This is a genomic window from Levilactobacillus sp., assembly GCF_022646225.1.
GTDB lineage: Bacteria > Bacillota > Bacilli > Lactobacillales > Lactobacillaceae > Levilactobacillus > Levilactobacillus suantsaiihabitans.
This window is the reverse complement of sequence record NZ_JALCJA010000001.1, coordinates 58,837-76,654: the sequence shown is the minus strand read 5'-3', so window position 1 is coordinate 76,654 and position 17,818 is coordinate 58,837. Positions and strand designations below refer to the sequence as shown.

Annotated in this window: 15 protein-coding genes; 3 read left to right on the top strand and 12 right to left on the bottom strand. The window is 52.4% G+C overall.

Annotated elements, in window-relative coordinates; genetic code table 11:
* Positions 1–72 precede the first annotated feature (72 nt).
* Positions 73–2,706, top strand: a complete 2,634-nt coding sequence (locus LKH74_RS00445) for a YfhO family protein (RefSeq protein ID WP_287708016.1) — start codon at positions 73–75, stop codon at positions 2,704–2,706.
* Positions 2,707–3,272: 566 nt separating this feature from the next.
* On the opposite strand, the gene LKH74_RS00440 is transcribed toward LKH74_RS00445, so the two are convergent.
* From LKH74_RS00440 to LKH74_RS00400, 9 genes are all read right to left on the bottom strand, one after another.
* Positions 3,273–3,581, bottom strand: a complete 309-nt coding sequence (locus tag LKH74_RS00440) for a HesB/YadR/YfhF family protein (RefSeq protein WP_135367963.1) — start codon at positions 3,579–3,581, stop codon at positions 3,273–3,275.
* A 220-nt stretch (positions 3,582–3,801) separates the two neighbouring features.
* Entirely contained in the window at positions 3,802–4,278 is a 477-nt protein-coding gene (greA, locus tag LKH74_RS00435; RefSeq protein WP_125575216.1) for a transcription elongation factor GreA, read from the bottom strand.
* Between the two features lie 99 nt (positions 4,279–4,377).
* The gene (gene udk, locus LKH74_RS00430; RefSeq protein ID WP_135367964.1) at positions 4,378–5,061 is read right to left on the bottom strand and encodes a uridine kinase; all 684 of its coding nucleotides are present in this window, start codon (positions 5,059–5,061) and stop codon (positions 4,378–4,380) included.
* 3 nt (positions 5,062–5,064) lie between these two features.
* Entirely contained in the window at positions 5,065–6,198 is a 1,134-nt protein-coding gene (mltG, locus tag LKH74_RS00425) for an endolytic transglycosylase MltG (RefSeq protein ID WP_135367965.1), read from the bottom strand.
* 796 nt (positions 6,199–6,994) lie between these two features.
* Positions 6,995–9,403, bottom strand: a complete 2,409-nt coding sequence (pheT, locus tag LKH74_RS00420) for a phenylalanine--tRNA ligase subunit beta (protein WP_287708017.1) — start codon at positions 9,401–9,403, stop codon at positions 6,995–6,997.
* Between the two features lie 9 nt (positions 9,404–9,412).
* Entirely contained in the window at positions 9,413–10,459 is a 1,047-nt protein-coding gene (pheS, locus tag LKH74_RS00415) for a phenylalanine--tRNA ligase subunit alpha (RefSeq protein WP_287708019.1), read from the bottom strand.
* A gap of 332 nt (positions 10,460–10,791) precedes the next feature.
* The gene (locus LKH74_RS00410; RefSeq protein WP_125575221.1) at positions 10,792–11,160 is read right to left on the bottom strand and encodes a winged helix-turn-helix transcriptional regulator; all 369 of its coding nucleotides are present in this window, start codon (positions 11,158–11,160) and stop codon (positions 10,792–10,794) included.
* A 33-nt stretch (positions 11,161–11,193) separates the two neighbouring features.
* Positions 11,194–11,691, bottom strand: coding sequence for an HD domain-containing protein (locus tag LKH74_RS00405; RefSeq protein WP_125575222.1), 498 nt, complete (start codon positions 11,689–11,691; stop codon positions 11,194–11,196).
* Positions 11,692–11,982: 291 nt separating this feature from the next.
* Positions 11,983–12,753 (bottom strand): TrmH family RNA methyltransferase, encoded by a 771-nt coding sequence (locus LKH74_RS00400; RefSeq protein ID WP_135367968.1) that lies wholly within the window; start codon positions 12,751–12,753, stop codon positions 11,983–11,985.
* Positions 12,754–12,866: 113 nt separating this feature from the next.
* Between LKH74_RS00400 and LKH74_RS00395 the strand changes: the two genes are divergently transcribed.
* Together LKH74_RS00395 and yidC are read left to right on the top strand one after the other, a co-directional pair.
* A complete protein-coding gene (locus tag LKH74_RS00395; protein WP_287708020.1) occupies positions 12,867–13,139 on the top strand; it encodes an acylphosphatase in 273 nt (90 codons plus the stop codon).
* 106 nt (positions 13,140–13,245) lie between these two features.
* Entirely contained in the window at positions 13,246–14,160 is a 915-nt protein-coding gene (gene yidC / locus LKH74_RS00390) for a membrane protein insertase YidC (protein ID WP_135367970.1), read from the top strand.
* A 557-nt stretch (positions 14,161–14,717) separates the two neighbouring features.
* Here yidC and LKH74_RS00385 read toward each other — a convergent pair.
* The 3 genes from LKH74_RS00385 to LKH74_RS00375 form a co-directional block, all read right to left on the bottom strand.
* Positions 14,718–15,122, bottom strand: coding sequence for a YxeA family protein (locus tag LKH74_RS00385; RefSeq protein WP_287708021.1), 405 nt, complete (start codon positions 15,120–15,122; stop codon positions 14,718–14,720).
* Between the two features lie 212 nt (positions 15,123–15,334).
* Positions 15,335–16,936 carry a HAMP domain-containing sensor histidine kinase gene (locus LKH74_RS00380; RefSeq protein ID WP_287708022.1) on the bottom strand — a complete coding sequence of 534 codons (1,602 nt, stop codon included), beginning with the start codon at positions 16,934–16,936 and terminating at the stop codon, positions 15,335–15,337.
* Positions 16,937–17,001: 65 nt separating this feature from the next.
* Entirely contained in the window at positions 17,002–17,688 is a 687-nt protein-coding gene (locus LKH74_RS00375) for a response regulator transcription factor (protein ID WP_020090053.1), read from the bottom strand.
* Positions 17,689–17,818: the final 130 nt, after the last annotated feature.

The following is a 17,818-nucleotide window of genomic DNA, read 5'->3' as shown; positions in this document are numbered from 1 at the left end:
TGGGTTTTCTAAGCCAGTCGGCACCCGCATCAGCACTTATTTTTAAACTTTGGAAAGATTGAGGTGGCTTCCTTGCAAAAAAAGAAACAGCGTTGGGCCCTCACCCGACGACAGTTAACCTTACTCGGGGCGTTTTTGACCCCCTTCTTATTGATGACGATCTACTTCATTTACCGGCAAATGGCACCGTTTGGGACCAATAGCTTGTTGACCGTGGATCTGGGCCAGCAGTACATTGATTTCTTCGCGTATCTGCGGCGGGCCATTTTACACGACCCCAGCAGCATCGTGTATTCCTTCGCTAACGGCCTCGGTGGTGAAATGCTGGGGACTTGGGCCTACTACCTGTTGAGTCCGCTCAACTGGCTATTGCTGCTGTGCCCCGGGGCCAGTCTGACCACCGGTGTCTTCTTGTTGACCGTCCTCAAGTACGGTCTGGCCGGGTTGACCTTCGCTTGGTTGCTGGACAAGACCACCCAACAAACTGGCTTTCAAGCCGTCACCTTTGCGACCGCCTACGCCTTGATGGGCTGGTCGATCGCCAATCAGCTCAACATCATGTGGCTGGACGCGGCCTACCTGTTGCCGTTGATTTTCTACGGGCTGTACCTGCTGATGCACACGGGCAAATGGCGGACCTACGTGGTCTGGTTGACCCTCATGCTCATCGTGAACTACTACATGGCCTACATGATCTGCCTGTTTATGATTTTAGCCTTCATGTGGCTTGCCGTTGATCAATTCACAAATTGGCGCCACTTCTGGGGCCAGGCCGCTAAGTTTGCGGCGACCTCCGCCGTCAGTGGACTGCTTGCGGCCGGCATCCTCTTGCCGACGTGGTGGTCCCTGGCACAAAGCAAGGCCCAATACACCGTCACGACCTTTAAATGGAAATTTGAATTCTTCCCGCCGAAGATGATTGCCAAGTTTTTCATGGGCGCATTCAATTTTGACCAAATGCCGAGCGGCACGGCCAACCTGTTTATCGGCGCCATCGCCTTGTTGGGGAGCCTCTTCTTCTTTGGCGACCACCGGATTCGCTTACGTAGCCGGATTGCCGCAGGCATTGTCACGGGATTTCTCGCCCTGTCCCTATGCGTCCAACCCTTGGACCTGCTGTGGCACGCGGGCCAATTTCCCGTTTGGTACCCCTACCGCTTCTCCTTTGTCGTCAGTTTCTGGCTGATCTGGTTAGCCGCGCAAACGCTGACCGCCGACTTCGAGCCCGGCTGGCTGGCCATTGCCGTGGTCACGGTGATCATCGCCATCGGGGCGGCCTACGTGGCCCTCAACCTCAAGTCCTTCAAATTCCTGCAGCTCAATCTCGTCTTGTTGGGCATCTTCTTTGTCGTCTTAGCCCTGGGCTTGACGACCTTGCCCGTCAAACACCACTGGATCTACCCGTTGGCCTTCTTCGTCATTGGGGTCACCGAGATCTCGGCCAACGCCTTCGTCTCGTTAAACAACATCAGTTACGTCTCTCAGGGCGAGTACGGCAACTACACCAACGAGCTCCAGCGGCTGGTCAATCGCGTGCAGAAGCGCGACGACAGTGCCTACCGCATCGGCAAGACCTTCTTACGGACCAAGGGCGATGCCTTTCAAACGGGCTATGCCGGCGGCGGCGTCTTTTCCTCCGTTCTACCCAAATCCACGCCCGCCTTTTACGGCCACATCGGTAGCCCGGACGGCGACGGTTTCGTGGAATACAGCAACGGCACGCTGGTCACCGATTCCTTGTTGAACATGAAGTATTACTTCCAGCAAAAGCAGTTATCTGGCGCGTTGAGTGGTACCAGCATGCTGCCCGCCTCCACGAACAAGGCGGATCTAGCCAGCTACCGTGCGATTGGCCAAGACCACTGGGCGACCACCTACCAAAACCCATACGCCCTGCCGATGGGTTACGCAGCGAGCGACCAAATCTTGACGCTAAAAAATAAGACCGCGGATCCCGCCCAGTACCAAGCCAATTGGCTGGCGGCACTCACGGGTAAGACCACGGATCAAAAGCTCTACACGGCCAAGAATTTCGATCAAGTCACGTTCCAAAACATCGCCCAACAAACCAAGATCACGGGGGCGGTCCTTCAGCGTAAGAACCTGCTGAAGCCGGCCAAGATCACATTGACCTTCACGCCCACGACCAACGACGCTTACTACCTGACCTTTGGTTCCACGGTCAATCCGGACAACGCCACCTTCATTTTGAACGGCAAGACGCTGGATCAGTACAAGACCTACCGGAATACCATCATGGTCAGTGCGGCCGACCACGCCAAGGGCGAGCAACAGAAGCTGACGATTCAGCTGAAAAAAGGGTCGCTGTGGCTGGAAAACTTCACGCTCTATCAGTTGAACACGGCGAAGTTCCAACGCGCCGTCGCTCAGCTCAAGCAACAGCCTTGGCAGTTGACCAAGCACTCGAGTCGCTACTTCAGTGGCACCATCACCAGTCGCCACGCCAATCAGGTGCTCAACACCTCCATTCCGTACTCGGCTGGCTGGCACGCCACCGTCAACGGCAAGGCCGTCAAGACCTACAAGACGATTGGCATGTTTACCGCCATCAAGCTCCCGCAAGGCAAGAGTACCGTGACCCTGGCCTACTGGCCACCGTTGCTGAACGTTGGCCTATTGATCAGCGGTCTGACGCTCATCGGCCTGACCGGCGGCTGGTGGTTCGTTCACCGGCGCCGTCCCTAATCTCACGCATTAGCAACCCCCATCGCAGGCATCATCGGCCTGCGGTGGGGGTTTTGTGTGTCTGAGGTGAGTTGTTTTGTGGCGACATAACTAGAACTTTCCGCCTACCGTTCGGCAACTATGGGACTGGAACACGGTGGGCGGACCGGTCGAGCCAAAGAACGGTCTCGCCCTCGCTTTGAGCCGATAACCCACGTCTCAAAGACGCCAGTTTCCTAAGTGGGTAAAGACCACCCACTAAGGAAACTCCCACGGCTGAGCCCATAGTTGCCGAACTCTCGGCTGCGGTGGTGATTCGCCCAACCACGTGTTTAGCCCAGCTACTCCCGTGATACTAGCTAACGTCTAGCTGCTGGAAACAACTCCTGACTCCCCTTAGAAGTGACACTTGCTTTGTCGTCCCAGCCAGCTGACGTTTAGGGTCCGTTCACTGCACGAGGTCGTCAGCGCTTTGCCGGCACCGCTTTTCAGCGCACGCAGAACCCAGGCTAACGCAAGTATTGAACTGGCTAGTAGCCACCATAGAAAAAACCACCAACCCAAAGGTCAGTGGTTAGCGGTAACCGTTATTTATCCAGTTCACCGTTGTCATCATAAATATAAACTGGGCCATCCGTCTTGGCGTCGTAGTCGATCGTTAGGTCGTAGCCGACGAAGAACCATTGGTCGCCTTCCGTGATGTAGTAAGTCACGTCATCTTTCTTTTCCGCTACGACTGGGTGGCGGGGATGATCGTCTGGTGTCATGCCTAATGAGAACCCTTCATGCACAGGCGTCTTGCCGTAAACCTTACCAAAGAAACGGACACCGTGGCCGGCCATACCCATGCCTTCACGGAACCATTTGCTTGCTGCATCAGTCACATTAATTTTCATTTGTAAGACTCCTCTTTGACAGTCTATGAATCCGTTTTCATACCCATTTATACCACGCCAAGTAGGGTCTTGGCAAGTATCATTTCACTAACTACATGATACACAATTAAATTGTTGCCCGCAAATTAACTGCTCAAAAGTAAGTAAAAGGGCGCCCCGACCGCAGTCAGTGCACCCTCACCTGATGACCACCAGTGGTCGCCATCCGCAAAATTTTTTCTTAGTCGACCGCTAAAATCTTGACGGTCATGTCGCCACCTGGCGTGTCAAACGTCACTTCTTCACCGTTACGGTGCCCTAACAGGCCCTTGGCAATTGGTGAATCGTTGGAGATCTTACCAGACATTGGGTCGGCTTCAGCGGCCCCCACGATGGTGTATTCTTCGGGTTCTTCGTCTGGTAATTCCTTGAACGTCACCTTCTTACCCACCGTGATTTCATCCTTATCAGAGCCATCGTTGTCGATGATCTGCGCGTATTGCAGCATCCGTTCAACGGTGCTGATCCGCGTTTCCAACATACTTTGTTCGTCCTTGGCTGATTCGTATTCTGAGTTTTCAGAAAGGTCACCGTAAGACCGGGCGATCTTGATCCGGTCAATCACTTTTGGCCGTTGAACCATCTTTAAATCTTCCAGTTCGGCTTCGAGCTTCTCCTTACCTTCTTCAGTCATTGGATACATTTTATCTTGTGCCACATTGGCCACCCCTTTAGCGTATTTTGATTTGTGGAATTCCACAACTTAAATTTAATTTGATAGAAAAGGCTAGCCGTTTACCAGCTAACCTGTCCTATTCTATATGGTTGTATCTGGATTGTCAAAAACTTGGTCATTGCCACTAGCTTCGAGGATCGCCCGAATCTTAGTCACCAGCAGGTCGATAGCCACTTGGTTCTCGCCACCTTCTGGCACGATCAAATCAGCGTAACGCTTCGTTGGTTCCACGAATTGATGGTAAGTTGGCTTAACCGTTGCCAAGTACTGTTGGATAACGGACTCCAACGACCGGCCCCGTTCGTTCATATCCCGTTGAATCCGCCGAATGATCCGAATGTCATCATCGGTATCAACGAAGACCTTGATATCCATGAGGTCCCGTAAGCGTTCATCATCTAAAATCAGAATTCCTTCCAAAATGATGACGTCGCGCGGTTCCTGGTGAATCGTTTCCTTACTACGCGTGGACAACGTGTAGTCGTAAACGGGCTTTTCGATTGGTTCGTAGTTCAACAACTGCTTGAGTTGTGAGATCAACAAGTCGGTATCAAAGGCCAGCGGGTGGTCGTAGTTCACGGCGGCCCGTTCCTCCATCGTCATGTCGTCTTGGTTGTTGTAGTACGAATCTTGTTGCAAAATCATGATTGAGTGCCCAATCAATTGATTGAAGATTGCCCGACTAACCGTCGTTTTCCCGCTACCGGAACCCCCGGTAACCCCAATGATAATCGGTCGCTTTTTCTTTGCCAACACTGTCGCCATCCTTTATTTATTATCGCTAGCTAATGAACTGGTTTTTTCTTGATGTTGCGCGTAAGTCTGTGAGAAGTAAACCTTCCCCGTCTTGGTGTTCGCGATGAAGTAGTAGTACCCCTTCTTGCGGTCCTTCGGGTGTAATACCGAATGGATCGACGAGGTGCTAGGACTGGCAAACGGTCCAGGACCGTACCCGGTGTGGATATACAGATTATACGGCGACTTGACCTTCAAATCCTTGTAGGTCAACGTCGACTTCGTGGTCTTTAAGGCATACTGGACAGAAATATCGGACTGCAAGGCCATCCCCGCCTGAATGCGGTTCAAGAAGACGCCCGCAATCTTGTCCCGGTCGGTTTGGGTCACCCCTTCACGTTCGACCAAAGAAGCCAGCGTCAACGTTTCTTGGACCGTCAACTTTTGCTTCTTGATCGTAGCGTAACTGCTTTGCAAGTTCTGATCCATCTTGGCCACCATTTGGGTGATCAATTGTTTCAAGGTCATCTTCTTGCCAGCCTGATACGTCGCGGGGGCTAAATACCCTTCCAACCGATACCGGACGTGCTTGGCTTTCTTGGCCGAGCCTAACAGTTGTGGATATTTCGCCGCCAACTGATTGAAGAAGGCCTGATCCTTAATCAGACTCATGAATTCCTTTTTGGTAAAGTCCGTTTGAATCGGGATTTCCGCGGCCAACTGGTCGATGGTCTCGCCTTCACGCACTAACACCTTGCCGGCCGTACTCTGGATGGGTTCTGCCGAGCCACCCTTTTGTAATTGCCGGGCAATTTGTTTCAACGTCATGGACGGTTTCAGCTGGTAGTACCCAGCTTGGAAGTTCGTGAACTTATTCGATTTGACGTAGTAGTTAAAGACCATGCCGCTCTTAACCACTTTCTTGTCCTGTAGGATCTGCCCAATCTTATTGGAAGTCGCTCCCATCGGAACGTGAACCTGAACCACGTCGTTATCGCTAGAATCCAGCGGCTTTAAGGCTGACTGAAAATAGTGATAGCCGAAGAAGCCAATAATCACGGCCAAGACCACCAGCAAGCTGACCACGCCAATCATAATGCGGCGGCCAAACGACCGTTTCTTCCCCGACTCTTGCCGCGACGGGGTCGGATTTGTGCCATTATCCAACTTATTTCCTCCGTTCTAATGCCATAGTCTTCTCTATTATACAGAAATTCCGGGCGAGCGGGAACCTGAAATGGGGATTTGGGAAAATTGTAATAAATAGAGTGTGGCGCGAGCCGGTTAGGTCCTGAGCATTAGGGAGATTAAGGGCTGCTGTTCGGCCTCGCCGGGCAATAGTCCTTAATCTTGCTAAGCGCAGGGACCTGGCTCGCGCCACACGTTTCGAAGGCCGCCAGTTTTCGGATATACCGGGAACAGACTAACTTAAAGCCCTAAGCTAGAATTAGTTCAAATAACTATCCTGGGCTTGGGGTATTTACTTAGCGGGGTTAAGCGCAACCAGCTGCCCGGTAGCCACACGTTTCAGAAGCCGCAAGTTTCCGGATATTCTAGACGAGCACCTACCTAACGCTCCAAACAAGTGCAAAAATTAAAAACACTCGCCGGGCAGTAGCCCTTAATCTTGCTAAGCGCAGGGACCTGGCTTGCGCCACACGTTTCAGAGGCCGCCAGTTTTCGGATGTTCTAGACGAGCACCTGGCTCGCGCCACACGTTTCAAAAGCCGCCAGTTTTCGGATATACCGGGACTAAACTAGCTTAAAGCCCTAAGCTAGAATTAATTCAAATACTTCTGGCAAGCATTACTAACCAATATGACCAGCCTTCCCCTAGCACGCTACACCCAACTCCCGACCATGACGTTTGATTCTTAGCTCACCTAACCAAAAACACGCCCACCTCCCCCATGGGAAAGTAGACGTGCGTTAATTTTACAACTTTCAAGAACGCGCTAATGCCCTAACGAATCTCAGCACCGAGGTCGTCTTGCAGCCGCTTTTCAACCTTTTCAAAGGCTTGGGTGACCGCGTCATCGACCAACGTGGCGTGCTTGTCTTGGTACGTCAACGTGTAGGCCAAGGACTTCTTGCCCTTAGGTACCTTCACGCCATCGTAAACGTCAAACAGCTTGACGGATTGTAAGGACGCCCCGCCACGCTTTTCAATCAAGGCCACAATTTGTTCGTTGGTGATGTCATCGTCGACCAGCATCGCCACGTCACGGGTGATGGCTGGGTAACGGGAAATCACATCGTATTGATTTTCTTGCTTAGGCATATCGATGATGGCCTGCAAGTTCAATTCAAAGACGTAAGTGGCACCAATCTTGAATTGTTTGGCAATCGTCGGGTGAACTTGACCCATGAACCCGATGCGGTGCCCGTGAACCAAAATGTCCGCGGTCCGGCCTGGGTGCATTTCTGGCATGTCGTGGTTGGCCACGTAGGTGACATCCCCGTTGACCGCCATATCCTTCAGGTAGGCTGCCACGATCCCCTTAACTTGGTAGAAATCGACCGGTTGTGCTGGTAGGTCCCAAGCCGTGGGCAACAACGTCCCAGTAATCGCCCCAGCAATGTGTTCCTGTTCGCTGGGCCGGTCCACGCCGTCTTCACGGTAGAAGACCCGTCCCTGTTCGTACAAGGCCACATCCTTGACCTTACGAGCGCTGTTGTAAGCAATGTCGTCCAGTAGCCCCGTGATGATGTTCATCCGCAAGACCGCGTGATCGACGCTCATTGGCCAAGCCAACTTGGTCGTTTCACTGGCCTGCATCATAAACATCTTGGCCTTGTCTTCAGTCGTCAAAGCGTAAGAAATGGCTTGGTTCAGGCCCAGCCCTTCCAGTGAATGCCGCGTTGCTCGCATTAATTTTTGGGCCGTCGTCAACTCACCCATGGTCATGCGACCGGTGGGTAAGGTGGCTGGCAATTCATCGTAACCGTAGATCCGGGCGATTTCTTCCAGCAAGTCGGCTGGAATGTGAATGTCGTTGCGCCGAACCGGTACCGTGACCGTCAACGTTTCCCCATCAGCGGTAACCTCACAGCCCAACGTGGTCAGGATGTGGGTCACTTGGTCTTGGGACAATGCTGTCCCCAAGACGGCGTTGATGTGGCTCATGGTAATGGTAATCACTGCGGGAGCGGGCACGTTATCCGTGGCCACGACCGTCCCGGCTTGGACTTCGCCACCAGCCAGGTCCGTCATCATCTCTGCGGCGGCGTCTAAGGCTTCTTGAACGCCGGCTTGGTTCACACCCCGTTCGAAACGTTGGGAAGCGTCCGTGTGCAGATTGTGGTGTTGGGCGGCCTTTCTGATGTGGTCGTGTTCAAAGACGGCGGCTTCAATGGCTACGGTGACGGTCCCGTCAGCGATGGCCGTATCTAAGCCCCCCATGACCCCGGCCAAGGCGATTGGCTTTTGGTCGTCCGCAATCACGATGTCGTGGTCGTCTAAGTCATGTTCCCCTTCATCTAGGGTCGTGAGCTTTTCACCGGCTTTAGCAGTCCGGACGTAAACGTCTTGCCCGCTAAATTTATCATAGTCAAATGCATGTAACGGTTGACCGTACTTCAACATGATGTAGTTGGTGATGTCGACCACGTTGTTGATTGGCCGGTAACCGGCGTTCCACAGGCGAATCTGTAGCCACATGGGACTGGGAGCCAATTTGACTTGCTTGACCAGACGCATCCGGTATTGTGGTGCCAAGGCAGCATCGGCGTGGACCGTCAATTGGTCGGCGATGGCCGCACCCGTCTCCTTGACGGCGGGTTGGTCGAACTTCACGGGCAGATCGTAAATGGCGGATAAATCATGTAACGTCCCGTACAGGCTCAACATGTCCCCACGGTTTGGCGTCACGTCCAAATCGATCAGGCTGTCGTTCATGCCCAGGTAATCGTAAACGGCGTCACCAGGCGTCGCATCGGCAGGCATCACGTAAATCCCATCGGCATAGGCCTTAGGCACAACGTCTTCAGGGAAGCCAATTTCCTGTAAGGCACAGATCATCCCGGCAGACGGCACACCGCGCATCTTGGACTTCTTGATCTTGACGTTGTCTGCGATGCGTGATCCCGGTAAGGCCACGATCACCTTTTGGTCCTTGGCGATGTTCGGCGCACCACACACGATCTGTAGCGGTTCGTCTTCACCGACGTCCACTTGGCAGATGTGCAAGTGATCGGAGTCTGGGTGGGCTTCAACGGACAAGACGTGGCCGACCACGATCTTCTTTAAGCCGTCGCTAGGCTTGATAACGTCATCGACTTCCACGGAAGTCCGTTCGATCTTTTCCGCCAAGTCGGCTGGTTCAACGTTTAAATCCAAATATTCTTTAATCCAATTGTATGAAATCTTCATGGTTGGCGGTTATCCTTTCTTCGTGAATTGCTTGAGGAAGCGAACATCATTTAAGTAGAAGTTCCGGATGTCATCGACGCCGTACTTCAACATGGCGAACCGGTCAGGCCCGACCCCAAAGGCAAAGCCGCCGTAAACGTCGGGATCCACGCCGGCCATCTTCAAGACGTTCGGGTGAACCATCCCGGCCCCTAAGACTTCGATCCAGCCGGTGTTCTTGCAGACCTTGCAGCCCTTACCGCCACAGTTAAAGCAGGTAATGTCGGCTTCAACGGAAGGTTCCGTGAATGGGAAGTAGCTGGGCCGCAACCGCACGTCAAATTTGTCACCAAACAGTTCGTGGGCCAAGACCTGCAGCGTCCCCTTCAAGTCAGCCATGGTGATGTGCTTGTCAATGACCAGGCCTTCCACCTGATGGAATTGGTGGGAGTGGGTCGGATCATCGGTATCACGCCGGTAAACGACTCCGGGCGAGATCATCTTGAGTGGGCCTTGACTAAAGTCGTGGGTCTCCAGTGTCCGCGCTTGCATCGGTGAGGTTTGCGTCCGCATCAAGATTTCCTTGGTGATGTAGAAGGTATCTTGCATGTCGCGGGCGGGGTGGTTCTTCGGCAGGTTCATCATTTCAAAGTTGTACTTGTCTTCTTCGACTTCGGGACCACTCAAGACCTGGTAGCCCATCCCCAAGAACAGGTCTTCGATTTGGTCGATGATCTGTTGGATCACGTGCGGTTCACCCTTGGCGACCGGCGTGCCGGGTAACGTCACGTCGATGGCTTCGTTGGCCAGCTTGGCGTTCAACACGGCATTTTCCAATTCCTCACGCCGCTTGGCCAAAGCCGCGGTCAAATCATCACGAATCTCGTTGGCAAACGCCCCGACCTTGGGCCGTTCTTCGGCGTCTAGGTCGCGCATCCCCCGTAAGACCTCGGTGATGGGACCCTTTTTCCCTAACAATGACACCCGAACCTGATTGACGTCCTTGAGGTCAGCAGACTTTTTAATTTCCGCCAGACCGCGGTCGTGCAGTTCGGTTAATTTATCTTTTAAAGACATACGTCATCCTCCATTTTCTATTTTGACAACATCCGGGCAAACAAAAAAGCCCCGTCCCATAACTAGGGACGAAGCTTCGCGGTACCACCCTGATTCAGCTAAAAGTCGAGACTTCTAGCCACACTCAGAAATGATAACGGTCATTCACCGGAAAATCATTCATCGCTTTCACGAATCCCGATTACAACTCAAGAACTGAATTCACCCAGTAATTTGAAGTTTGCTTCCAGTCTAGGCAAACTCTTCCTGACAAATTGCACCGGCTACTGCTTTTCTATCATCGTTTTTAACTATTACCTTCATAGCCTAGCGGATTTCTCAGCGCCTGTCAACTACTTCTGGTTGACTTCGGTCGGACAATACCATTTATCCGACCAGGCGTGAACGGCGGCCATAATATCTTTGAATTCTTGGCCCTTTTCCGTCAGCTCGTATTCGATCAGCGCGTTGTCCGGGAACGTCCGGCGCACGATCACGCCGTTTAATTCCAATTCCTTGAGCCGTTCCACCAACACCCGGTCACTGCACCGGGGGATGTTGTGGGCCAGGTCACGGAAACGTTGTGGTCCCTCCTGTAAGAGAACGTCAATAATTAAGCCGTTCCACTTCTTACCGAGAAACGAAAAGGTCTGTTCGAATCGGGGGCAGAGTTCAAAATCCACCGTCGATTCATCTTGGGCCTTTGGTGACATCATTTGCATGTTATCTTGCCTCCCATCCAGGTTTCACTGAAACTAGGCGTTCGGCGTTACTTTGTTCATGAGGGCTTCGACTCGCTTACGAGCGGGACCACAGAATTCGTGGACCGCTTCATAATCATCGACCAGAGAAACAATGGCACTTTCCCGGTATTTCGGCATAGCGAGCGTGGCGCCCCACATGTGCTTCAAGATAATATCCTTTTCCATGGGGCTTAAGTCGGTCAGCTTTTCAGCATTGCGCAAAGCGACCCGTGGATGGATAAACGCGTGCGAACCCAGATTGAACTTCGTCGTCCGCCAATCATAATAAAACAAATCATGCAACAACCCACCCCGCGCAGTGGCCCGGGTATTCAAACCAAGTTTCTTCGCAATCAAATAACTGTTGTAGGACACTGAAATACAGTGTGTTAATCGGTCAGAATGATGGTGCTGGGTATAATTCGCCAGGCGTTGGACCGGCTCCTTGGCCAACAAATCAGAAACTAAAGCAAGGTACTCGGGGTCATCACGCCAAGTAAGTTTGGTCATAGAATGCTTCCTTTTCATTTAAAATTATGATATTCAGTCATCTTATCCTTATATGATACTTGGTTTTGGCCAAATTGCAACCATCTTGCTTGATTTTTCAGTGGGTTTACCTTTTCTTTAGCTTTTCTCGCCACCACCGGGGTAAATCGTTGACCGCTCCAAGGGTGAAACCCCAGTGGACGGACCGGACCTGCTCGCCGAAGAAAGGCGCGGCGTCACCCCTGTTCGTTGATGTTCTGGAGCGCATCACCTGCAGAGCAGACCGTATTTCCGCCTGACGCAGCCTCAGCTCTAGCTCACCAACCGGAACATCACGACGCCCGCTGCGACCGCGACGTTGAGGGATTCTGCTTGGCCCTTGATGGGGATGTAGAGGTTGCGCGTGGTCATCTGCTGTAGGTCGGGGGCCATGCCGTTGCCTTCATTGCCCATGACAATGGCTCCAGCCGTTAATGGCGGGACGTCGCGGTAACTCTTAGCGTTGCGGTCCAAATTGGTGCCGTAGACTGGCAAATGCCGCGCCGTAAAGGCACTGATCCAGTCGTGCAGGTCCGCCTCGACCAGTTGGATGTGGAATTGACTTCCCTGCATCGACCGCAAGACCTTCGGCAAGAAACGACTCGCGGTCCCCTTACCGAAGACCACGCCCGTTAGTCCGGCAGCGTCGGCCGTCCGCACCATGGTCCCGATGTTACCGGGATCTTGGACGTAATCCAAAAACAACCAGACCCCATCAGCCGTTTGCGGGTCGCCCGCGGTATCCTTGGGCAACGGGACCGTGGCAAAGATGCCCTGGGGCGTCCCGGTATCCCCAATCGTTTGGGCGATGCTGTCGGTCAGTTCGTAGGTGGCCACCCCCGCGGGTAATTCCGCGGCGTGATCGGCCAATTGTTCGGCCGTGCCCATGATGGCCGTTAAGTCATGATGGGCCTTGATGGCTTCTTGGACCAAATGCCACCCTTCTAATAGGTAAGTTTGGGTCGCCTTGCGCCCTTTTTTCGTGGTCAGTGCCCGCCACTGCTTGACCTTTTTATTTTGTCCCGACGTAATTTTTTCTGTCACGGTATCCTTACTCCCATCTGAATTCTTTTCCTAATTCTACCATATCCCTAGGCAGCACCGGCGACTCGCGGTATGATTAAAGTGAATTTTTTTGAAGGGAGGCCTGGGTAGTCATGCAGACCCAACAGATTCTGGTCAGTGGCCTGGTCCAAGGCGTCGGCTTTCGCTGGTCAACCAGTAAACTCGCCCATCAACTCGGCATTACTGGCACCGTGCAAAATCTCGCCAACGGCCAAGTCGTCATTGTGGCCAGCGCGTCGGCCGCACTGCTTAGTCAATTTACCGATCAGCTCCAACACGGATTATCCCCCTGGATTCAGGTCACCGACCTCACCATCACTAACTTACCCGTCAAACATTTCAGTGACTTCCGCATAATCAATTGAAAAAGCCCGCCAAATCAAGTAAGATGGTTGATGTTAACGGCGATTTTGCCGCTGGGGGCGTCTACGCTCTACACGTTTAAAATCATAAAGGGGTTCAAAATAGCATATGAAAATCTCCAAGAAATTCTCGGTTACCGCGGCCCTCGCGGCACTGGCACTGGTCCTCAGTGGCTGTGTCCAGACCAAAAACGGTAAACCCTACGGCTTCGTGTACGATTACCTAGCCGTGCCTGGGCAACACGTGATGGACTGGCTGGCACACATCTTTGGTGGCAGTTACGGCTGGGCCATTATCGTTTTGACGGTGATCGTGCGAATGGTCCTACTGCCCGTCATGGTCAAGCAAATGCGCAACGCCACCGTCCAACAAGAAAAGATCTCCATGATCCGGCCGCAGATGACCGCGCTGCAAAAGCAACAAAAAGCAGCCTCCACGCCAGAGGAACAACAAGCGGCTAGCCAAGCCATGATGGCGCTGTATCGCAACAACGGCATCAGCATGACCGGTGGGATCGGGTGTTTGCCATTGTTGATTCAAATGCCCATCTTCGCCGCCCTGTACGCCGCGATTCGTTATTCACCTGAGCTCTCCAAAGCAGTGTTCATGAACATCCCGTTGGGGAAAGCCAGCTGGATTTTAGCCCTGCTCTCCTTTCTGTCCTACCTGCTACAAGGATACTTATCCCTGCTAGGCATGCCGGAAGAACAAAAGAAGCAAATGCGCTTTACCCTGCTGCTCTCACCCGTGATGATTCTGTTCTTCACGATGAGCTCCCCAGCCGGATTAGGGTTGTACTTCTTCGTCGGTGGACTGTTCGCCTGCCTGCAAACGTTGATCATCAACTTCTACCGGCCACGGATTCGCCGTGAGATCCAAGAAAAAATGAAGGATCAACCGGCACCCGCTGCACCTGTCGTTCCGAAAAAGGTCGTAACACCTGCTGCCAAGCAAGCCACGGCCAAGAAGGTCAGTCAGAAGAATCGGAATCGAAACGCTGGTAAGCAACAACATCACAAGTAATTACGCACTGACAAATAAGCTTCGATGATTGGACGTTCGTGTCGCCCACTATCGTCTGTACGCATTAGGGTTCCTAGATCGAAGTGACAATAGTAAAGAGATGGCCCAATCCTCAAGACTTGAGGACTGGGCCATCTTTTTGACTTGCACGATATCTGGTTTATTCATAGTAAAAACCTCACCAATTTATTTGATGAGGTAATCATATCTTGTTGTGACCATCAATCATAGATGGTCAGTTATTAGGTGCTTGCCTAAAGGATATCGCCAATAAAAGCTATAAGGCCACGAAATGGGCCTACTACCATGGTTCAAAGCTGCATGCCGTCATGGGCAATGATGGCCACTTCATCGATTAGGAGCTAACGCCAGCCGCAGTAGATGACCATAAAGTCACAATCGCTAGTTCAATACGGCCCGTGATTCGGTACTTACTTTTCCCAAAACTGTTGTATGCCCTGCCGTCTGCTAGTTGGCATTAGCCAAAAATATTCTCAGGCAATTGAGACAACCACGCAGACTTGGTAAGCGACTCCCCTGATGTGGTCCACTTGGCGCTAATCCACCATCAAATTCTGCCGCACACCACTGGGGACTGCGGCCCGGTCGACCTTTTCCCAATTTTCGACATTCTGGCCCTTGGTGGTGATCTTCAGGAATTTATTGGGCTTCAACCGCCACTGCGCGTCAAAGGTCAACGTGCGGGCCTTCCCCTGATCGTTGTAGGTCAACAGCTGGTACACGTACTCGTCCTCACCGCCACCACCGATATAGTGACGCACCGGCTTAGCGTTGGTCGAGGCGTAGACGGTTTCCGTCTTGACCAGTGGATTGACGTTGTCGGCGGCCATCGCCCACTCACTGTGCTTATTCTTGGTCACACCGGGCAAAATAACAGCCCCGACGATACCCAAAACGGCTAAACCAGCCACGACCGCGATTAACTTACTTAAAATTTTCATCTTGAAAGATCCCCCCTATGTTGGTTAGTTACTCATGTAATTAACTAGTTACCATAGGATACTGAACTTTCGTGGCGTTGTCAATCCTCATTTCTTAAGGTTTGTTAAAACGCAAAAAACTGAGTGGGTTACTGTGACAACCGTAAGCCGGGCGATTGTTTCCAGAATCAAAAAAGGACTGCTTCGCCACTAGGCCGCAGTCCTTCAAAGTTTTATGATTTTGGTGTTTCATCCGTTGGTTGGTCCGTCATTGACGTATCCGCTAACAGTTCTGACTTGATTCCCGGCACATCATTGGCCGCTTGGGCCTGTTCCTTCTTTTCCGTCAAGAGCTGGGCGTCTTTGTCCGACAAAATCGGCAGGGAGATGCGGAAGACGGAGCCTTGGCCCAGCGCGCTTTCAATGGTGATGCGCCCGTGGTAAGCCTCAATCAACCGCTTGGCAATGGCCAGACCTAGCCCGTTGCCCCCCTTGGTGCGAGAACGCGCCTTGTCGACCCGATAGAAACGGTTAAAGACGCGGTCCCGATTCTCCTGCGAGATTCCTTCCCCAAAGTCTTGCACGGCCACCTCCAAGCTGCGCGAATCGCTCTCGTAGCTCATGTGAACCTCCTTGCGCGACTGGGAGTACTTGACCGCATTATCCATCAGAATAATCAGGATCTGTTCCAAATGATTCCGGTAGATCTGTGCTTGCACCGGTCGCTGGACGTCATTGTCTAAGATAAAGACGTAATCCGGATGAATCATCTTGAAGTTGTCAAAGACTTGTTCAACCACTTCACTGACATCCGAGACCTCATTGGGGTAGTTGACCTCAATCTGCTCGGCTCGCTGCAGGTCCAACATTTCCTGGACCAGACTCTTCATGCGTTTGGTCTCTTGTAAAGAAGCCTTGATCGATTCATTCAAGACCTCCGGATCATCCTTGCCCCAGCGATCCAGCATTTCCATGTGGCCCTGGATAATGGCCACTGGCGTCCGCAATTCATGGGAGACATCTTCCACGAACTGTTGTTGCTGGTCCATGTAGCGTTGCGTCGTGTCTAACATGTCGTTAAACAGGCCGCCCAAGTCACTGAGTTCATCTTGATGATGCATTTCCGGCACCCGGCGATCCGTCTTGGGGTCCTCACGCATGGCGTGAATCGTGTCCCGAATGGCCTCGACCGGCCGTAACAGGAAGGTCGCCAGGCTATAGCTCAGCACGGCGGCGGCCAAGACCGCCATCATGCCGAGGACCAGATCAATCTGTAATAACTTGACCTGGGTGGCACGATAGTCGCGGAGATTGTCCGTGACCTGCACGTAACCTAAAATCGTATCGCCCTGCTTAGCCCGGATCGGCGCGATGCCGACCAGGTTCTTGCGGCCGTTGATTTTTCTAGTCGAAATGCGCTGCTTCTTGGACTTCTGAAATGCCAAGGGACTCTGGCGTGTCGCAAACAACGGGTGCCCTTTTTGGTCATAGACCGTGACGGTTTGACTGTCGCGCGCCAGGCTGGTAAGTACCGCGTTGTTGTACGGACCCGTGGGCTTTTTGGTCTCTGACAAGACCGTCCGTGGTCGCAGTAGTTGATTGACCTGAGCGCCCGTCAATGGTTGCTTTTGGGTATTGAGCTTTTCGACCACTACGTTCATCGTATCTGCGACGTGGGTCTTTTCTTGACGCATCAACACCGTCATGAAGCTGTTAAAGATCAGCAGGACGATGACCGCGAAAATGACCAACACGCCAAAGGCCGTTGACAAGGCCCATTCCCATTTTAACGAGAACCGAAACCCGGGCTTCTTAGCTTGATCATCATCTGCCACCGTAGCCGCTACTGGCGGTTCAGGGACCGCTGGTTTTTCAGGAACTTTAGGTTCTTCTGGCGATTTCACGAACGCATCACATACCCTGTCCCCCGAACCGTCTGGATGTAACTCTTCTGGCCGGCGACATCAATTTTGTTCCGCAAGTAACGGACGTATACATCGACCACGTTAGTCTCAACCTCAGACTCGTAGCCCCAAACCTTGGTCAACAGGACGTCCCTGGCCAAGACCACGTTGATATTTTCCATCAACGCCAGGAGTAATTCGTATTCCCGCTTGGTCAGGTTGATCACCTCGTCGCCACGGCGGACGATGCGGTTTTCCTTTTCAATCGTTAAGTCTTTAAACTTCACGGTCGTTTGCTTGGTGTTCTTCTGTTCGCCTTCCAGGTGAATCCGCCGCAGCAGGGCCCGGACCCGTGCCAACAATTCTTCAATCGCAAATGGCTTGACGATGTAATCGTCGGCCCCGTGGTCTAACCCGGAGACCCGATCGATCACGGAATCGCGCGCCGTCATCATGATGATCGGCGTACTCTTCACTTCACGCACCCGCCGGGCCACTTCGATCCCATTCAATTCAGGTAACATCAGATCCAATAAGATGACATCAAAGTCTTGGGATAAGGCAGCTTCCAAGCCGGTCCGTCCGTTAAATTGGACGTTGGTCTCATAACCTTCATGCTTTAGTTCTAGTTCGACAAAGCGGGCAAGGTTTTTTTCATCTTCAATAATTAAAATTCGACTCATTACACTTTAACTCCTCTGGCTATTTCACGGCGGCACCACCAGTTAAAGCCTCACTGGCAGTGGCCGTCCGATATTCATTTCAACATTTAATTTTATCATATTTCCTCTTACTTGTATGCAAATCCGCGTG

What these genes read in the sequence shown, in the direction of transcription:
- LKH74_RS00440 (WP_135367963.1), bottom strand. Translation starts at nt 3,581, where the DNA reads ATGAAAATTAATGTGACTGATGCAGCAAGCAAATGGTTCCGTGAAGGC.
- udk (WP_135367964.1), bottom strand. Translation starts at nt 5,061, where the DNA reads ATGGCGACAGTGTTGGCAAAGAAAAAGCGACCGATTATCATTGGGGTT.
- pheT (WP_287708017.1), bottom strand. Translation starts at nt 9,403, where the DNA reads ATGAAGATTTCATACAATTGGATTAAAGAATATTTGGATTTAAACGTT.
- pheS (WP_287708019.1), bottom strand. Translation starts at nt 10,459, where the DNA reads ATGTCTTTAAAAGATAAATTAACCGAACTGCACGACCGCGGTCTGGCG.
- LKH74_RS00410 (WP_125575221.1), bottom strand. Translation starts at nt 11,160, where the DNA reads ATGCAAATGATGTCACCAAAGGCCCAAGATGAATCGACGGTGGATTTT.
- LKH74_RS00405 (WP_125575222.1), bottom strand. Translation starts at nt 11,691, where the DNA reads ATGACCAAACTTACTTGGCGTGATGACCCCGAGTACCTTGCTTTAGTT.
- LKH74_RS00395 (WP_287708020.1), top strand. Translation starts at nt 12,867, where the DNA reads ATGCAGACCCAACAGATTCTGGTCAGTGGCCTGGTCCAAGGCGTCGGC.
- yidC (WP_135367970.1), top strand. Translation starts at nt 13,246, where the DNA reads ATGAAAATCTCCAAGAAATTCTCGGTTACCGCGGCCCTCGCGGCACTG.
- LKH74_RS00385 (WP_287708021.1), bottom strand. Translation starts at nt 15,122, where the DNA reads ATGAAAATTTTAAGTAAGTTAATCGCGGTCGTGGCTGGTTTAGCCGTT.
- LKH74_RS00375 (WP_020090053.1), bottom strand. Translation starts at nt 17,688, where the DNA reads ATGAGTCGAATTTTAATTATTGAAGATGAAAAAAACCTTGCCCGCTTT.